The 17,200-nt window shown below is 59.1% G+C and carries 12 protein-coding genes; 7 read left to right on the forward strand and 5 right to left on the reverse strand.

The features are described from left to right. Window positions 1-19: 19 nt before the first annotated feature. Window positions 20-679: a GntR family transcriptional regulator gene (locus tag CQ019_RS16385; RefSeq protein ID WP_105554371.1), complete on the reverse strand. Its 660-nt coding sequence runs from the start codon at window positions 677-679 to the stop codon at window positions 20-22. Next, the gene (locus CQ019_RS16390) at window positions 679-2,181 is read right to left on the reverse strand and encodes a fumarylacetoacetate hydrolase family protein (RefSeq protein ID WP_105570145.1); all 1,503 of its coding nucleotides are present in this window, start codon (window positions 2,179-2,181) and stop codon (window positions 679-681) included. The genes CQ019_RS16385 and CQ019_RS16390 overlap by 1 nt, the downstream gene beginning before the upstream one ends. A gap of 409 nt (window positions 2,182-2,590) precedes the next feature. Here CQ019_RS16390 and CQ019_RS16395 point away from each other — a divergent pair, with 409 nt between their 5' ends. Continuing rightward, window positions 2,591-3,625 carry a hypothetical protein gene (locus CQ019_RS16395; RefSeq protein ID WP_105570146.1) on the forward strand — a complete coding sequence of 345 codons (1,035 nt, stop codon included), beginning with the start codon at window positions 2,591-2,593 and terminating at the stop codon, window positions 3,623-3,625. A 169-nt stretch (window positions 3,626-3,794) separates the two neighbouring features. Here the strand turns inward: CQ019_RS16395 and ilvD are convergent, their stop codons facing one another. After that, window positions 3,795-5,708, reverse strand: a complete 1,914-nt coding sequence (gene ilvD, locus CQ019_RS16400; protein WP_105570147.1) for a dihydroxy-acid dehydratase — start codon at window positions 5,706-5,708, stop codon at window positions 3,795-3,797. Between the two features lie 83 nt (window positions 5,709-5,791). Here ilvD and CQ019_RS16405 point away from each other — a divergent pair, with 83 nt between their 5' ends. Further along, on the forward strand, window positions 5,792-6,577 hold the full coding sequence (locus CQ019_RS16405; RefSeq protein WP_105570148.1) for a helix-turn-helix transcriptional regulator: 786 nt from the start codon (window positions 5,792-5,794) through the stop codon (window positions 6,575-6,577). Window positions 6,578-6,726: 149 nt separating this feature from the next. On the opposite strand, the gene CQ019_RS16410 is transcribed toward CQ019_RS16405, so the two are convergent. Together CQ019_RS16410 and CQ019_RS16415 are read right to left on the reverse strand one after the other, a co-directional pair. Continuing rightward, a complete protein-coding gene (locus CQ019_RS16410; protein WP_146113387.1) occupies window positions 6,727-10,359 on the reverse strand; it encodes a lipopolysaccharide assembly protein LapB in 3,633 nt (1,210 codons plus the stop codon). Between the two features lie 225 nt (window positions 10,360-10,584). Next, complete coding sequence (locus CQ019_RS16415; protein WP_181148569.1) at window positions 10,585-11,331, reverse strand: alpha/beta fold hydrolase; 747 nt, start codon at window positions 11,329-11,331, stop codon at window positions 10,585-10,587. Window positions 11,332-11,449: 118 nt separating this feature from the next. Between CQ019_RS16415 and CQ019_RS16420 the strand changes: the two genes are divergently transcribed. The 5 genes from CQ019_RS16420 to CQ019_RS16440 are packed head-to-tail and all read left to right on the forward strand — an operon-like array spanning window position 11,450 to window position 17,117. Continuing rightward, window positions 11,450-12,175 (forward strand): NUDIX domain-containing protein, encoded by a 726-nt coding sequence (locus CQ019_RS16420; RefSeq protein ID WP_105570151.1) that lies wholly within the window; start codon window positions 11,450-11,452, stop codon window positions 12,173-12,175. 46 nt (window positions 12,176-12,221) lie between these two features. Further along, window positions 12,222-13,505 carry a quinolinate synthase NadA gene (nadA, locus tag CQ019_RS16425; RefSeq protein WP_105570152.1) on the forward strand — a complete coding sequence of 428 codons (1,284 nt, stop codon included), beginning with the start codon at window positions 12,222-12,224 and terminating at the stop codon, window positions 13,503-13,505. Continuing rightward, window positions 13,502-15,115 (forward strand): L-aspartate oxidase, encoded by a 1,614-nt coding sequence (locus tag CQ019_RS16430; protein WP_105570153.1) that lies wholly within the window; start codon window positions 13,502-13,504, stop codon window positions 15,113-15,115. Before nadA ends, CQ019_RS16430 begins: the two co-directional genes overlap by 4 nt. After that, window positions 15,112-15,978 (forward strand): carboxylating nicotinate-nucleotide diphosphorylase, encoded by an 867-nt coding sequence (nadC, locus tag CQ019_RS16435; protein ID WP_105570154.1) that lies wholly within the window; start codon window positions 15,112-15,114, stop codon window positions 15,976-15,978. Before CQ019_RS16430 ends, nadC begins: the two co-directional genes overlap by 4 nt. Beyond that, window positions 15,975-17,117: a cysteine desulfurase family protein gene (locus CQ019_RS16440; protein ID WP_105570155.1), complete on the forward strand. Its 1,143-nt coding sequence runs from the start codon at window positions 15,975-15,977 to the stop codon at window positions 17,115-17,117. The genes nadC and CQ019_RS16440 overlap by 4 nt, the downstream gene beginning before the upstream one ends. Window positions 17,118-17,200 lie beyond the last annotated feature (83 nt).

Below are 17,200 nucleotides of genomic sequence, written 5' to 3' on the forward strand. Positions count from 1 at the left end.
TTCGGTGGCTGGGCGGAGGCTAGATGACCGAGGGGGCCATTCCGGCCTGGTCCAGATAGGCGTTGAGCGTATTGGTGCGGTGGGTGCGGGCGGCCTCTTCGATTTCCCGGGGGGAGGCGTGGGCGCGGATGAGTTCCAACAGGTGCTGGTGCTCTTCCACCGAGGCCCTGGCGCGGTGCGGGATGTGGGTGAAGGAGCTGGCTCGCATGGCCGCGAGCCGGCGCCAGCCGCGCTGCACCAGGTCCAGGATGTGCGGGTTCGGGCACTGGCTGTAGAGCTGCTGGTGGAACTCGTTGTTCAACGCGGTGAAGGCCACCGGGTTGAAGTCCTCCAGGCACTGGCGCATCGCGTCGTTCAGCTCCTGCGCCCGCTTCAGCCACGCCTCGTCCATCGCCGCCGCCGCAAGTGCGGTGGCGGCCGGTTCGATGACCGCGAGGGTCTGCATGGTGTGCAGGTACAGGGTGGAGTCGACCTGCGCGACGGTGGCGCCCACATTGCGGGTGAAGTGCACCAGACCTTCGGCTTCCAAGCGTCGGATGGCCTCGCGTACCGGGACCACCGAGCAGCCCAGTTCTTCGGCGATGGTTCCCAGAACGAGTCGGTAGCCCGGGGAGTAGGCCCCGTTGACGATCCGTTCGGAGACCAGCGCGTAGGCGACCTCTGACTTGGAATTGCTCATTACAGTTCCCAGCTGGCCAGATCCGGGGATCCGGCGTCCTTCCAGGCGTTGTACTTGGTCTTCCACTCGGCGTTCATCGGGAACAGGCCCTCGATGCCGTGGCCGCGCTGGACCATGGCGAAGATGAACTCGTCGTTGGATTCGGTGATCATCGCTTCGGCGGCGACCTCTTCGACCAGTGCCGGCGGGATCACCACGATGCCGTCCGAGTCCGCCACGATGACATCCCCGGGCTGCACCGACACGCCGCCGCAGGCCACGGTCAGGTCCTTGTCCCAGGCCACGTGCTTGCGGCCGAGGACCGCGGGGTGCGCTCCGTTGTAGAAGACCGGGATCTCCAGGTTGCTCACCGCGTCAAGGTCGCGCACGCCGCCATCGGAGATGATCGCCGCGGCGCCCAGCTGCTGGCTGCGCAGGGCGAGGATGTCGCCCAGGGTGGCCGAGCCGGTTTCCCCGCGGGCCTCCATGACCAGGATTTCGCCGTCGCCGAGGGAGTCGATGGACTGCTTCTGCATGTTGTAGCCGGCGCCGTGGGCCTTGAACAGGTCCTCGCGGTTAGGGATGTAGCGCAGGGTGCGGGCGGTGCCGATCACGCGCTTCATGCCCTTGGTGGCGCCGGGGACTTCGATGTTCACGTTGTTCAGCCCGCGCTTGCGCAGGGTGGCGGACAAGGTGGCGGTGGCCACCGCGGCGAGCTGCTCGCGGACCTTGTCGGTGAGCACCGACTTGCCGGTGACAAGCGCTGGCATGCCGGCGGTTTCGCGGTCGCCGTAGGCATCTTCCTTGTCTTTGTCGGTGACCTTTGGCTGGTTGCCGAAGGCCGCGAAGGTCTGGGTGCCCTCGACCGCGGTGGTCTTCAGCCGGCCGGTGGTGGCGCCGGAGAGCAGGTCGGTGACCTCAACCTCGACGACGTCGCCCGGGAAGAAGACGGTGGAGCCGGCCGGGGTGCCGGTGAGGATGACGTCCCCTGGCTGCAGGGTCATCTGCTGGGAAAGATCCGCGACGATCTGCGCGAAGGAGAAGAGCAATTCCGAGGTGTCGGCGTCCTGGGCGATCTGGCCGTTGACCCAGGTCTGCACGCGCAGCTTGGCTGGATCCAGCTCGGCCGCCGCGAGGGCGGTGGGGCCCATCGGGGTGTAGCCGTCGCCGGACTTCGAGCGGATGTTCGAGCCCTTGTCCGCGTACTTGATGTCGTGGACGCCGAGGTCGTTCGAGGCGGTAACCGAGCCGACGTAGCTCCAGGCTTCCTCAACCGAGACGCGGCGGGCGGCCTTGCCGATGATCAAGGCGATTTCGCCTTCGAAGGCGAGTAGCTCGGTGCCGGCCGGGCGTTCAACGGTGGAACCGGTGGTCGCCAGCGAGCTGGTGGCCTTCATGAAGTAGCTCGGGAACTTCGGGGTGCGGCCACGCTGGGCTGCCCGCGAGGAGTAGCTCAGGTGCACTGCAAGGACCTTGCCAGCCTGGGCGAAAGTTTCTTCGCTCACCGGGATCGGATTATTCATCTTTGATTTTCCCACTTTCGTCGTACATCAAATCGTATACGATCAGTGTGCGCTGAATCTCAGGCACTGTCAAGTCGCGGAGCCAAGTTGTTTGGTGGGTGGTGGTTGGCGGCTCTTGGCGAGGTGGATTTTTCCCGTGATTCCGCGGAGGATAACTCCGATTCTTCACCTGGGCGGGCGGTTAATCAACCACTTTTCTAGGCACGAATGGGTTGTAGAAATAGGCGCAAGTCAGTGCGATGGAGCGAGAGATCGTATATACGATCCGGTGCCACTTTGTGGGTTCAACAGGATAGCCTGAGAAATCGACGTTCCCGATCAAGGCCCGCTCGGCTGGATGTTTCATGGCGGGTTGATTAACTAGACATCACCAAGGAGAGAATTTTAGGTGTTCATAAGGCCCTCAAATGTGACGAAATACGGATCGCAGCCCACGAGGCCAATAAGCGAATCCATAGCTGAAGCTGTTGCTCTGGTCGTTGCCAGCTCAGTTGTTATTTTCGGGCTGATAAGTATAAATCTGGAAGGCGGCGAAATTGACCAAACTGTGCCAGTCGCGCGCGAATTCGGTGCCGCTATCCTCGATGAGATCGGATGGATCTGTGGTTTCTATCTAACTATCCTCATCGGCTTCTATGTGGTCACGATAAGTGGCCAGATCCGAGGTATCTCGGAGCGAGCGACAAGGACAAGCCGGACGCTTGGGCTATACGCCACATTTATCGTAGGGGCGATCGTACCGGCATTGGTGCTTTGCGTAATGGCCGCTATTGGCGACCCTGAAAAATTGGGAAAACTCGTGGTCGCGGTCCCTGCGCTAGTTGTGTTGATAGTAATGTCCCTGACGCTGAGCGGTTTTGCAGTGAACGACAAGAAAGTGCAACTGAAAATTGCCGAGATTAGGCTGAAGAAATCAATCGAAGACGGGATCGAATATAGAGAACGGTCCAAGATCAAAACATGGAAAGTTCTCGTTTTTGAACCTTTGGTTTTGAGTTTTATTTTATGGATTTGCTGCTTGATTTTTTACCGTCCCGAATTTTCGATCGGGGTGGTGGTCCTGTTCGTATTGCTCCTCGTGCTATCGGGAGGTTATATGCTGTTGTGCTTCGGCCTCTTAACATCTTTTTCTCCACGCAATGGCAAAATTGACAAGTATGCAACAGTCGCCATCGCACTGCTATCGGCGCTGTTTTCTATACTGTTGATATCTATTTTCGTGGAGGCGGCTGGCATTTTTCCAGCGATCATAGTTCTTTTTACTTTCATCGTTCCCCTGGCCATGCTGATATGGCCGAGAGCGATACCTGGCGGATTTCTATACGATTGGAGCCTCCGCGCGGTAGCTTCTCGATATCTGGCCAAGAAAGCCGCACTGAATAGGGCTAGTGCGCGGTTGCAAATTAGGAGCATCATTTCGGAATCGAACTCATCCGCAGGCTGATCACAGACCGACGAGCTTGTGCTCGCTCCCAGGCAACAAGTTACTCGGCACTAGAATTGTCCGCTTGAAAAATCTTGGAGCTGATACGACGAGAGATCATTGTGTATGACAGGGGCTCCAAACTGCACGACAAGTATGTAGTTTGGAGCCCGCCAATTAGGTGTGCGAATTAAATGTTTGCGGTAACGGCCGCGGCGCGCTCGTCCGCTTCGCGCAGGGCACGCTCCACACGGTCCACGTCTCGCACGGCGCCCTTATCTGCGGACAATGCCATGGCGGCATAGGCACGCAGTGCGGGGGAGACCACGCGCTCGCGGTTCGCCGGGCGGTAGCCGGTGGTGGCCAGCAAACGCTCGCGGCGCTCGGCCAAAACATCATCAGCTACATTCAGCGTCAGGTCGCGGGTCGGGATGTCGATGGAGATCGAATCGCCATCCTCAACCAGGGCGATGATGCCACCGGACGCCGCCTCGGGGGAGACATGTCCAATGGATAGTCCCGAGGTGCCGCCGGAGAAACGGCCATCGGTGATCAGCGCGCAGGACTTGCCCAGGCCGCGGCCCTTGAGGAAGGAAGTCGGGTAGAGCATTTCCTGCATGCCCGGGCCGCCCTTGGGGCCTTCGTAGCGGATGACCACCACATCGCCGGCCTTCACCTGTTTGTTCAGGATCTTCTCTACGGCTTCGTCCTGGGACTCGCAGACTACCGCCGGACCGGTGAAGCTCCAGATGGAGGGGTCCACGCCAGCGGTCTTGACCACGGCGCCATCCACGGCAATGTTGCCGCGCAGCACAGCCAATCCGCCGTCCTGGGAGTAAGCGTGCTCCACCGAGTGGATGCAGCCTTCGGCTGCGTCGGTATCCAGTTCTTCCCAGCGCGCGGACTGCGAACCGGCGGTGGAGGAACGTATCCCGCCCGGAGCGGCGTGCCACAATTCGAGGGCCACGTCGGTGGCTTTGCCGCCGCGGATATCCCAGTCGTCCAGTACCTCGCCCATGGTGGCGGCGTGCACGGTGTTCACCGTGTCATCGAGCAGTCCGCCGCGGCGCAGTTCGCCGAGGATGGCAGGGATGCCGCCGGCACGGTGGACATCTTCCATGTAGTAGATCTTCCCCGCGCCGGCGGAGTTCGGCGCGACCTTGGCAAGGCATGGTACGCGGCCGGAAATTTCATTGATTTCTTCCAAGCCGAACTCGACGCCAGCCTCGTGGGCGGCGGCCAGCAGGTGGAGAATCGTGTTGGTGGAGCCGCCCATGGCAATATCCAGGGTCATCGCGTTGCCGAAGGCCTCGATGGTGGCGATATTGCGTGGCAGTACCGTCTCGTCGCTGTCAGCATAGAAGCGGTTGGCGATATCCACGATGGTCCTACCGGCGTTTTGATACAGCGCCGTGCGTGCGGTGTGAGTGGCCAGGGTGGAGCCGTTGCCTGGCAGAGCCAGACCCATGGCCTCGGTGAGGCAGTTCATCGAGTTCGCGGTGAACATGCCCGAGCAGGAACCGCAGGTAGGGCAGGCGGATTCCTCGATCCGAAGCAGGTCTGCATCGGAGACGTTCTCGTTCACTGCCTCCGAGATGGCGTCCACCAGATCCAGCGTGCGTACGGTGCCATCGACCAGGGTGGCGCGTCCTGATTCCATCGGGCCGCCGGAGACGAACACGGTCGGGACGTTCAAGCGCAGGGCTGCCATGAGCATGCCCGGGGTGATCTTGTCGCAGTTGGAGATGCAGATCAGCGCGTCCGCGCAGTGCGCATTGACCATGTACTCGACCGAATCGGCAATCAGATCGCGGCTGGGCAGCGAGTAGAGCATGCCGCCGTGACCCATGGCGATGCCGTCATCCACGGCAATGGTGTTGAATTCGCGGGGGATGCCGCCGGCCTCGATGATGGCGTCGGAGACGATGCGTCCCACGGGCTGCAGGTGGGTGTGGCCCGGAACGAATTCGGTGAAGCTGTTGGCCACGGCGATGATCGGCTTGCGGCCGAGATCCGCGCCGTTGACTCCGGCTGCGCGCAGCAGTGCGCGGGCGCCTGCCATGTTTCGGCCGTGGGTAATGGTGTGCGAGCGATAAGTGGTCATTCTAAAATCCCATCATAGATTTGTTCCCTGACCCAGACGGCGTTGATACTAGTAGTACTACTACCATGATAAAAGGACCAATAATGGACGCTGGTCAGCGGCGCAGGGAAGAACTTGCAGCCTTCCTCAAAGACCGCCGAGCCCGGGCGGAGCGTGCCTCGCATGGACTGCCCGAGGTGGGGAGAAGCCGAGTGCGCGGGCTGCGACGCGAGGAGGTCGCCACCCTGGCCGGAGTTTCGGTGACCTGGTACACCTGGCTGGAGCAATCAAGGGATATCAATCCCTCACGTCAGGTACTGGACTCGCTGGCTCGGCTCTTTCGGCTGACTCCGGTGGAGAGTACTTACCTCTTGTCGTTGGGTGGTCACGGCGAAAGCGTTTCGGACGTGACTAGTGAGGTGACCCCCGCCCTGCAGCGATTGCTCGATGCCTTGGACTTCCCTGCATTCCTGATTGCCGCGGACTGGACGATTATCGGTTGGAACGCGGCCTACGCAATGCTCTACCCGCGGATTGCATCTCTTGAAGAGACTGACCGGAATCTTCTCTGGTTGGTGTTCACTGATGATCAATTACGCGAAATGCTCCCAGACTGGGAAGCGCAGAGTCGAAGCTTCGTGGGCAGCTTCCGTGCCGAAACCCGGGGCTGGCTCAGCCCTTCGGGGGATAGCGGCATCGTGGCACGCGTATCGGAAGCTTCACCGGAGTTCGCTGCAATCTGGAAGGAGCGTGATGTAGCCGGATTTCGCACAGGGGAGAGGTTGTTTAGGCATCCTTGCAAGGGGATGACAAGTTATGAACAGCACAATTTCATACCCGTTGAAGCATCGGATTTAACACTTATCTTCTACGCACCAGCTCAGTGCTAAATACGATTTGTAGGTACCTCTTGATCTGGCTGCTCACGTGTAATCTCCTCAATTCGTGGGCACTGAGATCAAAACTTCGTTGACAATCGATCTCCATACTTTGTGTATCCTCAGAACAGAGGTACTGACTGAGGCTTTTCAGCACAATGTTAGTCTCGTTTGAACAATGTGCGACTAATAATTAAATCCGATTCGTCGAGATTGGATAAAATGTCAATTATTCGATTTTGTGCGATTGGCTTTCCGAAATCAGACTTAAATAATAGGTATAGTTCTTCGACAGCAGGCAGTAAGGGATCGCGGACTTCATTGCTATCTTTGAATGACAGTCTAACGGCCTTTAGAATATGCGGGATTAGATCAATTCGTAACCGAAGATTAACCAAAAGAAATTTCAACAATAGTTGAAGATTACTCGATTGTGACTCAGGTGAGTCGCCTGCAAATTCTAAAACCCCTTTTGCGGCATAGAAAGCAACGATTTCTAAGTCCTCTTCTCCGTTTTCAGCGTTATTTTTGATGAACTCTTGAATGAAGGCATAAGCCTTCATCGGATTATTCCATACAGCCGCAAAACTCAAGTATGAAGCTGCTCCTGCAGCTTTCCAAGAATCTATCCTCGCCGCTTCAATCCACGTAGAAATGTCAGGGTTCATGTCAACGTGAAAATTTGCGACCAAGGTTGCCTCTGCCGCATCAAGATCTGCCTCATCAATCTCGCCTATTTTCGACAAATAGCGAAGTAGCGCAACGGTGCCAAATGTTGGAACACCTAAAAGTGTCGCGAGAGATCGAAGCGATGAATCGTCACACCAAAATGCAGTCCGATTGACTAGTGCTAAGTCAAGTGCGCTGAGCCATGCGGAACGAGGAAGGTCGTTATCCACGAATGAAATCTGTGGCCATGACTTTCTGTGAGCTCTTTCCAGAATGGAGACCGTCGCCTCAATATGACTGTAACGCTTCTCGGCTTCGTCATCAGATATCGAGTGAAAATTTAGTTTTTGCGCTTCTTTGTTCCAGCCGACTGTCATGGTTGAGCGTCGCTGAAGGCTTAACCTTGCCTCGAGAGCATCTTTATAAATTGGTGTCGTAGTTTTTAGTACAGAAAACTTACCTATAAGGGTATCTTGTATTTTATCGTCCAATAAAGCAAGGGTTGATGCAGCTGTTGTGTCTAATGAAACATGCTTATTTAATGCTTCTGAAATGTTCGTTTCTGATACAATTTGCTGCTCATTGTCTGAACTAAATATTCGTCCAGCGGCACGTAGAATACAAGCTTCGGCTAAAGTCTTATCATATAGTAATGTCACCATTCCTAAGGGAAGCTTTCCTTCGCAGATCTGTCTTTCGTACTCCACAAGATCCTGATCTTCTTGTTGGTTTACAAAATGATTCTTCATGACGTCAAGTAGATCTTCGATGGACTCTGACTTGAAAGAACGCAGGGTGCTGCTTTCCGGATTTTCTGAGACGTAAGAACTGAGTTTTTCTTGTAGCTCCTCTAGATCTTTTTTGGGTGCTTTATCGGCCGATACTAATGTATTAGCCAGTAAAATCCCGACCAGTTCTGTATCTTCCTTACGTTCTTCAATTAGCCTTAACGCACTGCGAACGAACGAGGGTCTATCGTCGAATTGTGATGAAAGGAAGATCCATAGTCGGGCATCGTGATGGTTGCGAGGGTCAAGTGCTGTACCGAAGTGATTTAGGGTATTCCAGGCAGGGGAATAATTTCCATCCCGGGCCAATGCATGTATGAGAACCCAGCGGGAATTCTGATCTTTAGGATTAGCGGAGACCATCTGGCGAGCCACACTAAGAGATTCCTCGTGCATGCCTAATTTTTCTAAAGACTCAAAGCGAACACGCAGGGCCCGTTCGTGTCCAGACGATCCGCGCATGCACATACTGACAGCTTCATGAGCAGTCTTCTCGGCCAACACGTAGTTTTCGGATCTAAAATAGGCTTCGGCTGCCATGATCATAAGTTGAGCAGAATCCCACCGCAAGGAGGCCGCCTTTAGTAATTCAGCTGACTCGTGATGCATTCCTGATGTTGCTAGGTGTTCTGCCAGTAAAGAATCCAGTAATTCTGATTTGCCGGCTCTCGCGCGCAGCAATATGATTTTATTGTCCGGATCAGACATAATTTCATGTATTTCTCGTATTTGGCTGATCGCTTCAGGATATTTGGCAGCTAACTTCTCTATATCCGGTAAGCCCATCCCTAGTGGGCTAAGCGCATTGGCGGCCCGGATAAGGTCGAAATCGTTCGTTGCTAATTCGAAAGACTTGAACCAGTAGTCGACAGCTTCGTCGAGCCTTTTTGAATTGAATGAAGCCCAACCGTCAATGTAAGAAGTCGCGAAAGGATTATCTAGTTGGGAGACAATATTCTTCGCGAGTTTGAAGTTATTTTTACTAGCTGACACGAAAGCGGCTTCCAGCAAAATTCTAGAATCCTTGGCTTCAAGGTAGGTGGCCTCGCCAATGGGAGGAGCCTGGGTGATCTTCCAAGCCCTGTCACTATCGTTGCAAAGCATATATGCGTGTATTGCCACAAGAGCAGGTTCTGAGCTGTCCCCTGACCATAGTCGCCGCTGATTCCTTGCTAATAACGCAAGCTCACCTGCTTGTATGAGATCTCCAGAACTATTTTCACTGTTCCCGTGCAAGCTGCGCCATATTAGGTTGCTTGCGGCCGTAATCGCTAGCACATCTGAATTGTTGTCTTGATCGATCGATTCAACAAGGAGCGCTATCGATGAATTTATGTCGCCCTCTTCGGCAAGGCATACTGAGATGATTTTGGACTTGAGCATCCGATCATTCATCTCACTTGCATCCCATGCATCCAAGAATTGTCTAGCCTTCTGAAAATTTCTTTGGGCTAATTGGCAGCAGGCGTTAGCCAACGAATGATCGAAGTGGAAGTTTCCCATCTCGTTTTTTAGGTTATTAATTGCTTCAGTATTCATGGGGTGCAATAGTAAGGCGGCTCGCGCAAACCAATAATCCGGCCTGGTAACACCTTTGGAAACGGCTACCTTAATAAATTCAACTGCAGCGCTATGATTCCCATAGTCTTCAGCTAGAGTACCAAGCCATGCCCAAACAGAGGCCGGTGCATCTTCTAATTTGCTCGGTGGAATTCGGCTCCAGTTCGATAGAACTTTGGCTCGTTCTTTGTCATCGACTAAGGATACGACTAATTCTGTTAGATCTGGCCAAAGTTTCTGTAATTTGGTACCTTCGTTAACGCGCCAGGGATGCAGTTTCGATAAGGAAAGTTTGAATAGATCATTAGAATCAATCTTATCAATTATTAATCCCGTGGAATGCGTGACTATTTCTCTGGTGGTCTCACTCTCATTGCCGAGATGGTTTAGCATCATGTTGGTTCCCATGACCATTGCATCATTTATGGGTAACTCACGCTGATATTCTTGGTAAGTCAAGAATAGCACTTGCCTTGCGCGTGTCTTTCGATTTTCCGGGGATTCACTTTCAATGATGAAAGCCAAGCTGTTCAACGCCGAATCGATCTGGCTGGTGCTTCCCTCTGCAATTTGTTGTTTCACGTCTTCTCGCTGAAGCCATTTTTTCAGGGCCTTACGGGAAACTGTGATTTCCTGTTGGGAACTCAACTTTGAAACAGCTTTTGCTACACGTGCAGATAGTCTTTTCTTCTTGAGTGTTTTCTTAGCTGCGTCGGATAAAGATCCGAAAACTGTCTTTGCTAGAGAAGACAAAATCGCACTACTGATTGGTTCCAAAGTGCTAGTCGAACCTTCCATTAATATACGACTGACGCTTTGTTTGGTTGCATAAATTTCAGTCGAATAGTTGTTCTGTGGCGATACTTAGTCGTTTGGGCTCAGTTTATCGACGATTGACCGGAAATAAAAGATGGGGGCGTCACCCGTGCGGGAAAAGAGTTGACTCATGCTGGATCAGTTTATGCAAATGGCAAACTTTATCCGAGGAATTCAGTGATATTTTCACTTTAAAAACTCTAGGGCCTTCTCCCGGAATTCATGGCTAGTTACCGCATTCGCATGATTGCGTCCAGCGAGCCAGAGCACCTCGTTGGCGGTACCCGCATCTTTCAGGAGTCGGCGCAGATGGGGCATGGTCGTGGCGAGCTCATCGCGATCGCCGGCGACGAGCAAAGTCGGTATCGAAGGCACCTTGGCGGCTGGATCGTACGGCTCGGATTTGATCGCTTCGATCAGCTCGAATAACGCGGTGAGATTGTTGCTTGGTTCGGCAGCGGCAATCTTCATGATTGTGGCGGTGTAATCATCATTGATTTCTTCGCCGGTAGCCTGGTTGGCGCGTGCCTGATCCAAGGCGAAAGCGGCCAGCGGATCGCCGGCGCCGGGGCCGCCGATCACCAAATGCTCCACCAGATCCGGGTTGTAAGCGGCGAATTCCCACGCGAGGCGTGAGCCGAGAGAATAGCCGATCACGTCAACCGGACCCTCATCGCGATCCATGACGATCGCTGCCAATGCCTGGCGAATCTGGCTCGGTGCCCAGCTGCCGCTATTGCGGCGGGGACCCTCGCCGTGGCCCGGTAGGTCAATGAGCAGTACGTTACGTCCGGCATCGGTGAAATATTTCAGCCACCGCGAACGCACCCAATTCAATTCGCCGGATGAGGCGAAACCGTGGATGAAAAGCACGGATGGGCCGTTCACCTCAGCGTTTGCGGGAATCACTCGAAGATTAAGATCCAGGGTCATGCCTTCGATCATAGGTCATTTTGACCCGGGACTGTGATCTGGAACTAGCGCGGCAATGCTGTTAATGTCAGAATGACTCTAACCAATTCTGCAGCACTGGAAATGAGGCAAGGCATAGATGTCATCGGCACCCGGATGGGCCAACGTCGACGAGCGGCGCAATCTGCCGCCCGCACTCGCCGTCTCCACCGTGATCCTCGGGATCCGGGAGGGCCAGGATGGCGGACCGGACAAGCTCTGCCTGCCGCTGGTGCGCCGGATCCGCCAGCCGCACGCCGGAAGGTGGGCGTTGCCCGGCGGTCCGGTGGAACCCCGCGAATCCCTGGGCCAAGCCGCCGGACGGAGCCTGGCCGACACCACCGGACTGCGGCCCAGCTACCTCGAGCAGCTCTACACCTTCGGGGATATCGACCGCTCGCCCACCGGGCGGCTGGTGACCATCGCGTACTTCGCGCTGCTCAACGCCGACCAGGTGGGGGCCACGGTGCGCGACGAGAACGTGGCCTGGTTCGATATCGATGACCCGCAGATCGCCCAGCTGGCCTTCGACCACCGCAAGATCGTGGACTATGCGCTGTGGCGGCTGCGAAACAAGACCGAGTACGGGCAGATCGCCCACCGGCTGCTCGGCGAGCGGTTCTCCCTGGCGGCCCTGCGCGGAGTGTACGAAGCGATTCTGGGACGGCGCCTGGACCCGGCGAACTTCCGGCGCACGCTGAAGAGCACCGCGACCATCGAGGCCACCGACGAATACCTCGCCGGCGGGCAGCACCGCCCGCCGCGGCTCTACCGCTATGTGGGCCACGGGCCGGATCCGCTGGAAGTCGACCCGCAGCAAAGCTAAGCCCCCCCGACTCATCGATTTTTTGGCAAGGAATGGACAACACACCATGAGCACGCAACTCACCGAAAACAACTCCGGATCCGTGGCGCAGAACATCACCCGGCTGACCCTGCTGGCCCCGGGCTCCACCTGCTCCACCGAACTGGCCTCCAATCCCTGGGACACCCCGGCCGGATACGGTCCGGGCGCCTCGCAGGAGGACCAGATCCCGTCCGGCTACCCGGTGCAGGGCAGCCTGCCGGAGGAATACCTCAAGGCCAGCGATGCCGAACTCGATACCCGCATCCGCGCCGCCAAGGAAACCCTGGGAGAGCGCGCGGTGATCCTCGGGCACTTCTACCAGCGCGACGAAGTGGTGCAGTATGCGGACTTCGTGGGCGACTCCTTCCAACTGGCCAATGCGGCGCTGACCCGTGACAAGGCCGAGGCGATCGTCTTCTGCGGCGTGCATTTCATGGCCGAGACCGCAGATATTCTCTCGCGCCCCGAGCAGGCGGTGATCCTGCCGAACTTGGCCGCGGGCTGCTCCATGGCCGATATGGCCGACGGCCCCAGCGTCCAGCAGTGCTGGGATGAGCTCACCGAGCTGTACCGGGATGAAGAAGATGACGGCCGGATGCCGGTGATTCCGGTGACCTACATGAACTGCTCGGCCGAGCTGAAGGCCTTTGTGGGACGCAACGGCGGGCTGGTGTGCACCTCCTCGAACGCCGCGACGGTGCTTGAATGGGCCTTCGAGCGCGGGCGCCGGGTGCTGTTCTTCCCGGACCAGCACCTGGGCCGCAATACCGCCAAGGCCATGGGGGTGCCGCTGGAAAACATGCCGATGTGGACCCCGCGCAAGGCGCTGGGCGGAAACAGCGAAGAAACCATGCGCGAGGCGCAGGTGATCCTCTGGCACGGGTTCTGCTCGGTGCACAAGCGCTTCAACACCAACCAGATCGCCAAGGCCCGTGAGGACTACCCGGGCGTGCGCGTGATCGTGCACCCCGAATGCCCGATGGGGGTGGTGGATGCCGCCGATGAGGCAGGGTCCACCGATTACATCCGCCGGGCTATCGCCGAGGCCATCGAGCCGACGGTGTTCGCCATCGGCACCGAGATCAACATGGTCAACCGGCTGGCGGCCGAATACCCGCAGCACACCATCTTCTGCCTGGATCCGGTGATCTGCCCCTGCTCCACCATGTACCGCATCCACCCGGGCTATCTGGCTTGGGTGCTGGAGGAACTCGTGGAAGGACGCGTGGTCAATCAGATCCGGGTGCCTCAAAACCAGCAGGCAGACGCCAGGATCGCCCTGGACCGCATGCTCGCGGCCAAGCCATGAATGAAAGCACCGGGAAGCGGATCGTCATTATCGGTTCCGGGGTCGCCGGGCTGAGCGCCGCACTGGAAGCGGTGCGCCTCGGCTTGACGGTGACGGTGCTGACCAAGGATGCGCTCGGGGACGGGAACAGCAAGCTCGCCCAGGGCGGGCTCTCGGCGGTGACGGCACAAGGTCTGGCCGCCGGGGACAGCGTGCAGACCCATGTGGCGGACACCTTGAAGGCCGGGGCCGGGCATTGCGGGCACCATGCCGTGCAGGAAATGTGCGGCGCGGCCGGGAGCCTGGTCGCCAGCCTGGAAGAGTACGCGGTGGCCTTCGACAAGAACACGGATGGAAGCTACCAGCTGGGGCTGGAGGCGGCGCATAGTGCGCACCGGATTCTGCACGTGGATGGGGATGCCACCGGTGCGGGGTTGATCCAGGCGCTGCGACGGGCCGTGCGCTCCGCCCAGGCGGCCGGGCAACTGGAGATTATCGAGCATGCGCTGGCCGCCGAGCTCGAATTTTGTGCCCAGCGGCTCGGCGCGGTCCGCTACCTGCACGGCGATGAAGAGCTAATGCTGGAAGCCGACGCGGTGCTGCTGGCCACCGGGGGATTGGGCGCGCTCTACCAGGCGAGCACCAACCCGAAGGGCGCCACCGCGGACGGGATCGCTCTGGCCGCCCAGGCCGGCGCGGTGATCACCGACGCCGAATTCATCCAATTCCACCCGACCCTGGTGGACCCCGAAGCCTACCCGGGAGCCGGAATGATCAGCGAGGCGGTGCGCGGCGAAGGCGCAATCCTGGTCACCGAAACCGGTGACCGCTTCATGCCGGGGATGCACCAGCGGGCCGAGCTCGCCCCGCGCGATGTGGTCGCCCGGGCGATCCACGCGCAAAACCTTGCCGGGCACCGGGTATTTCTCGACGCGCGGGGCGTGGAAGCAGAGCGCGGAGCCGGGTTCCTGGCGCGGCGTTTCCCCTCGATCTCCGCGCGGCTGAAGGCCGCCGGGCTGGATTTGGCCGCAGAGCCGATTCCCGTGGTGGCCGCCCAGCACTATGCCATGGGCGGGATCCACACCGATACCCACGGACGCAGCAGCGTGCCCGGGGTCTATGCGGCCGGGGAATGCGCGAATACCACGGTGCACGGGGCGAACCGGCTGGCGAGCAACTCGCTGCTCGAAGCAATGGTCTTCGCCCGCAAGGCGGTGGCGGCCATGGCCCAGGACGAGCCCGGAAGCGCCTGCGAGCTGGATAACGTGGAGCTCGGCGCATTGCCGCCGGTGCGCACCGACGCGCCCCTGGAACTGCCGCAGCTGCAGGCGCTGGCCAGCGAGCACCTCGGCGTCCACCGCACCGTGCAGGGTCTGCAAACCTTGCTCCGGGTGCTGGGCTCCAGCGCCCCGGTGGCCCAGGGGCGGCGCGAACTGATCGAACTGGGCAACCTCTGGATCACCGCGCGGATAGTCGCCCAGGCGGCCGCCGCGCGCGGCACCAGCCTCGGCGCGCACCATCGGCTCGACGACGCGAGCCCGGGCGAGCACACCACCACACGATACGGCTGGGTTCTGGATGCTGCGCAGCACACCGGCAGCCGGCCACAAAGCAAGGAAATCAACGCGTGAACCAGCCAATCCACCCGGTGCCCACCGCGGCCATTGACCGCATCCTCGAATTCGCCTTTTCCGAGGATAATCCGCGCGGGGATCTGACCGCGGATACCATCGTGCCCGCCGGGGCCAAGGCCACCGCCGCGGTGCGGGCGCGCGAGGCCGGGGTCATGGCCGGCGGCGCCGTCTTCGCCCGGGCGATGAAAATGGTCAACCCCGAGATCCACGTGGTCCAGCTCGTCAAGGAGGGGCACGTCTTCGAGACCGGGGACAGGCTGTTGACGGTGGCCGGTCCGGCCGCCTCGGTGCTGACCGCCGAACGGGTGGCGCTGAACCTGCTGCAGCGGATGAGCGCGATCGCCACCGCCACGCGTCAGCTGGTGGACCTGGTGGCGCACACCAACGCAAGGATCGCCGATACCCGCAAAACCACCCCGGGGCTGCGCGTGCTCGAACGCTATGCGGTGCGCTGCGGCGGCGGAGTGAACCACCGCGACAACCTCTCCGAGGCGTTCATGGCCAAGGACAACCACCTGGCCTTGTTGGATGACGGCGAGGAACTGACCACGGCGTTGAAATCGGTGCGCGCGCGGCTGGGGCACACCACCGCCATGGAGGTGGAGGTGGACTCCATCGACCAGCTTCCGGCGGTGCTGGCGGCGAAGGTGGATGTGATCATGCTGGATAACTTTGCGCTGGCGGATCTGCCGGCGGCCATCAAGCTGATCGACGGGCAGGCGATCATCGAGGCCAGCGGCAATGTGCGCGCCGAGACGGTGGCGGGCATCGCCGAGACCGGGGTGGATATCATCTCCTCCGGGGCGATCACCCACTCGGTGCAGGCCATCGACCTGGGGCTGGATATGGTGGTTGCATGATCGACATGGATGCCGCCTCCACCGCTCCTCCGCGCCAGGAGGTGCTGGACCTGGTCACCCCGCTGCTGACCAGCAACTTCGGCAATCCCGCCTCGCTGCACGAGCTGGGGCACCAGGCCAAGCGCGCCAACGACTGGGCTCGCACGCAGGTTGCGGCCGCATTGGGCGTCACCGAGCCGGAAATCTACTTCACCTCCGGCGGTACCGAGGCGGATAACACCGCGATCATCGGCGCCGCGCTCGCAGCGGCGCGCGGCAAGGTCGTGGTGACCAGCTCCATCGAGCACCCCGCGGTGCTCGAGGCCTGCGCCTATCTGGTGAACTTCCACGGATTTGAGCACCGGATGATTCCGGTGGATGCGTATGGGATGGTGCGCCTCGATGAGGCGGCGGCGCTGATCGACGAGCAGGTTGCAGTGGTCTCGGTGATGGCGGTGAACAACGAGGTGGGCACGATCCAGCCGATCGCCGAAATCGCCCAGCTGGCTCGGGCGGCCGGGGCGCTCATGCACACCGACGCGGTGCAGGCCGCCGGCTGGCTGGATTTGGCGCAGCTGGCCGCGCAGGTGGATGCCTTGAGCCTGTCCGGGCATAAGATCGGAGCGCTCAAGGGCAGCGGAGTGCTGTACTTCTCCAAAGATCACGCGCTGGTGCCGCTGCTGCACGGCGGCGGGCAGCAGGGCGGGGTGCGTTCGGGCACCGAAAATCCGGCCGCCGCGGTGGGCATCGCCCGCGCCCTGTCGCTCTGCGCCGAACAGCGCCTGGCCGGAGTGGGGGATAGCTATGGCGACTATCTGATCGAACGCATCAGCAAGGGCCTCAACTCCGAAGAAGAAGGCCTGGTCCAGCTGACCGGGCATCGAGAGCAGCGTGTGGGCGGGATCGTCTCCTTCGTCTTCCCGCGCACCGCGGGGGAGACCGTGCTGATCGAATTGGAACGCCGCGGGGTGCTCTGCTCCTCGGGTTCGGCCTGCTCGGCCGGAAGCACCGACCCCTCGGCGGTATTAACCGCGATGGGCTACGAAGCGGAACTGGCGCACACCGCCGTCCGGCTGTCCTTCACCCGGGGGATCAAGGAAAACGAAATCAGCCAGGTAGCCAGCGCCGTGGTGGCCACGGTCAAGGCGCTGGTTGGCTAAGTCCCCGAAGCAGGACCGGGACGATATAACAGTTCGCTTGTTGACCGCGAACTCAGGGCAACGGCAGCGGCTGCACGGTGCCC

This window comes from Arthrobacter sp. MYb229 (assembly GCF_002975405.1).
In the GTDB taxonomy this organism is placed as follows: domain Bacteria; phylum Actinomycetota; class Actinomycetes; order Actinomycetales; family Micrococcaceae; genus Glutamicibacter.

Coding starts and splice junctions, on each gene's coding strand:
- CQ019_RS16385 (WP_105554371.1), bottom strand. CDS start 679: ATGAGCAATTCCAAGTCAGAGGTCGCCTACGCGCTGGTCTCCGAACGG.
- ilvD (WP_105570147.1), bottom strand. CDS start 5,708: ATGACCACTTATCGCTCGCACACCATTACCCACGGCCGAAACATGGCA.
- CQ019_RS16440 (WP_105570155.1), top strand. CDS start 15,975: ATGATCGACATGGATGCCGCCTCCACCGCTCCTCCGCGCCAGGAGGTG.
- CQ019_RS16405 (WP_105570148.1), top strand. CDS start 5,792: ATGGACGCTGGTCAGCGGCGCAGGGAAGAACTTGCAGCCTTCCTCAAA.
- CQ019_RS16390 (WP_105570145.1), bottom strand. CDS start 2,181: ATGAATAATCCGATCCCGGTGAGCGAAGAAACTTTCGCCCAGGCTGGC.
- nadA (WP_105570152.1), top strand. CDS start 12,222: ATGAGCACGCAACTCACCGAAAACAACTCCGGATCCGTGGCGCAGAAC.
- CQ019_RS16415 (WP_181148569.1), bottom strand. CDS start 11,331: ATGACCCTGGATCTTAATCTTCGAGTGATTCCCGCAAACGCTGAGGTG.
- CQ019_RS16420 (WP_105570151.1), top strand. CDS start 11,450: ATGTCATCGGCACCCGGATGGGCCAACGTCGACGAGCGGCGCAATCTG.
- CQ019_RS16430 (WP_105570153.1), top strand. CDS start 13,502: ATGAATGAAAGCACCGGGAAGCGGATCGTCATTATCGGTTCCGGGGTC.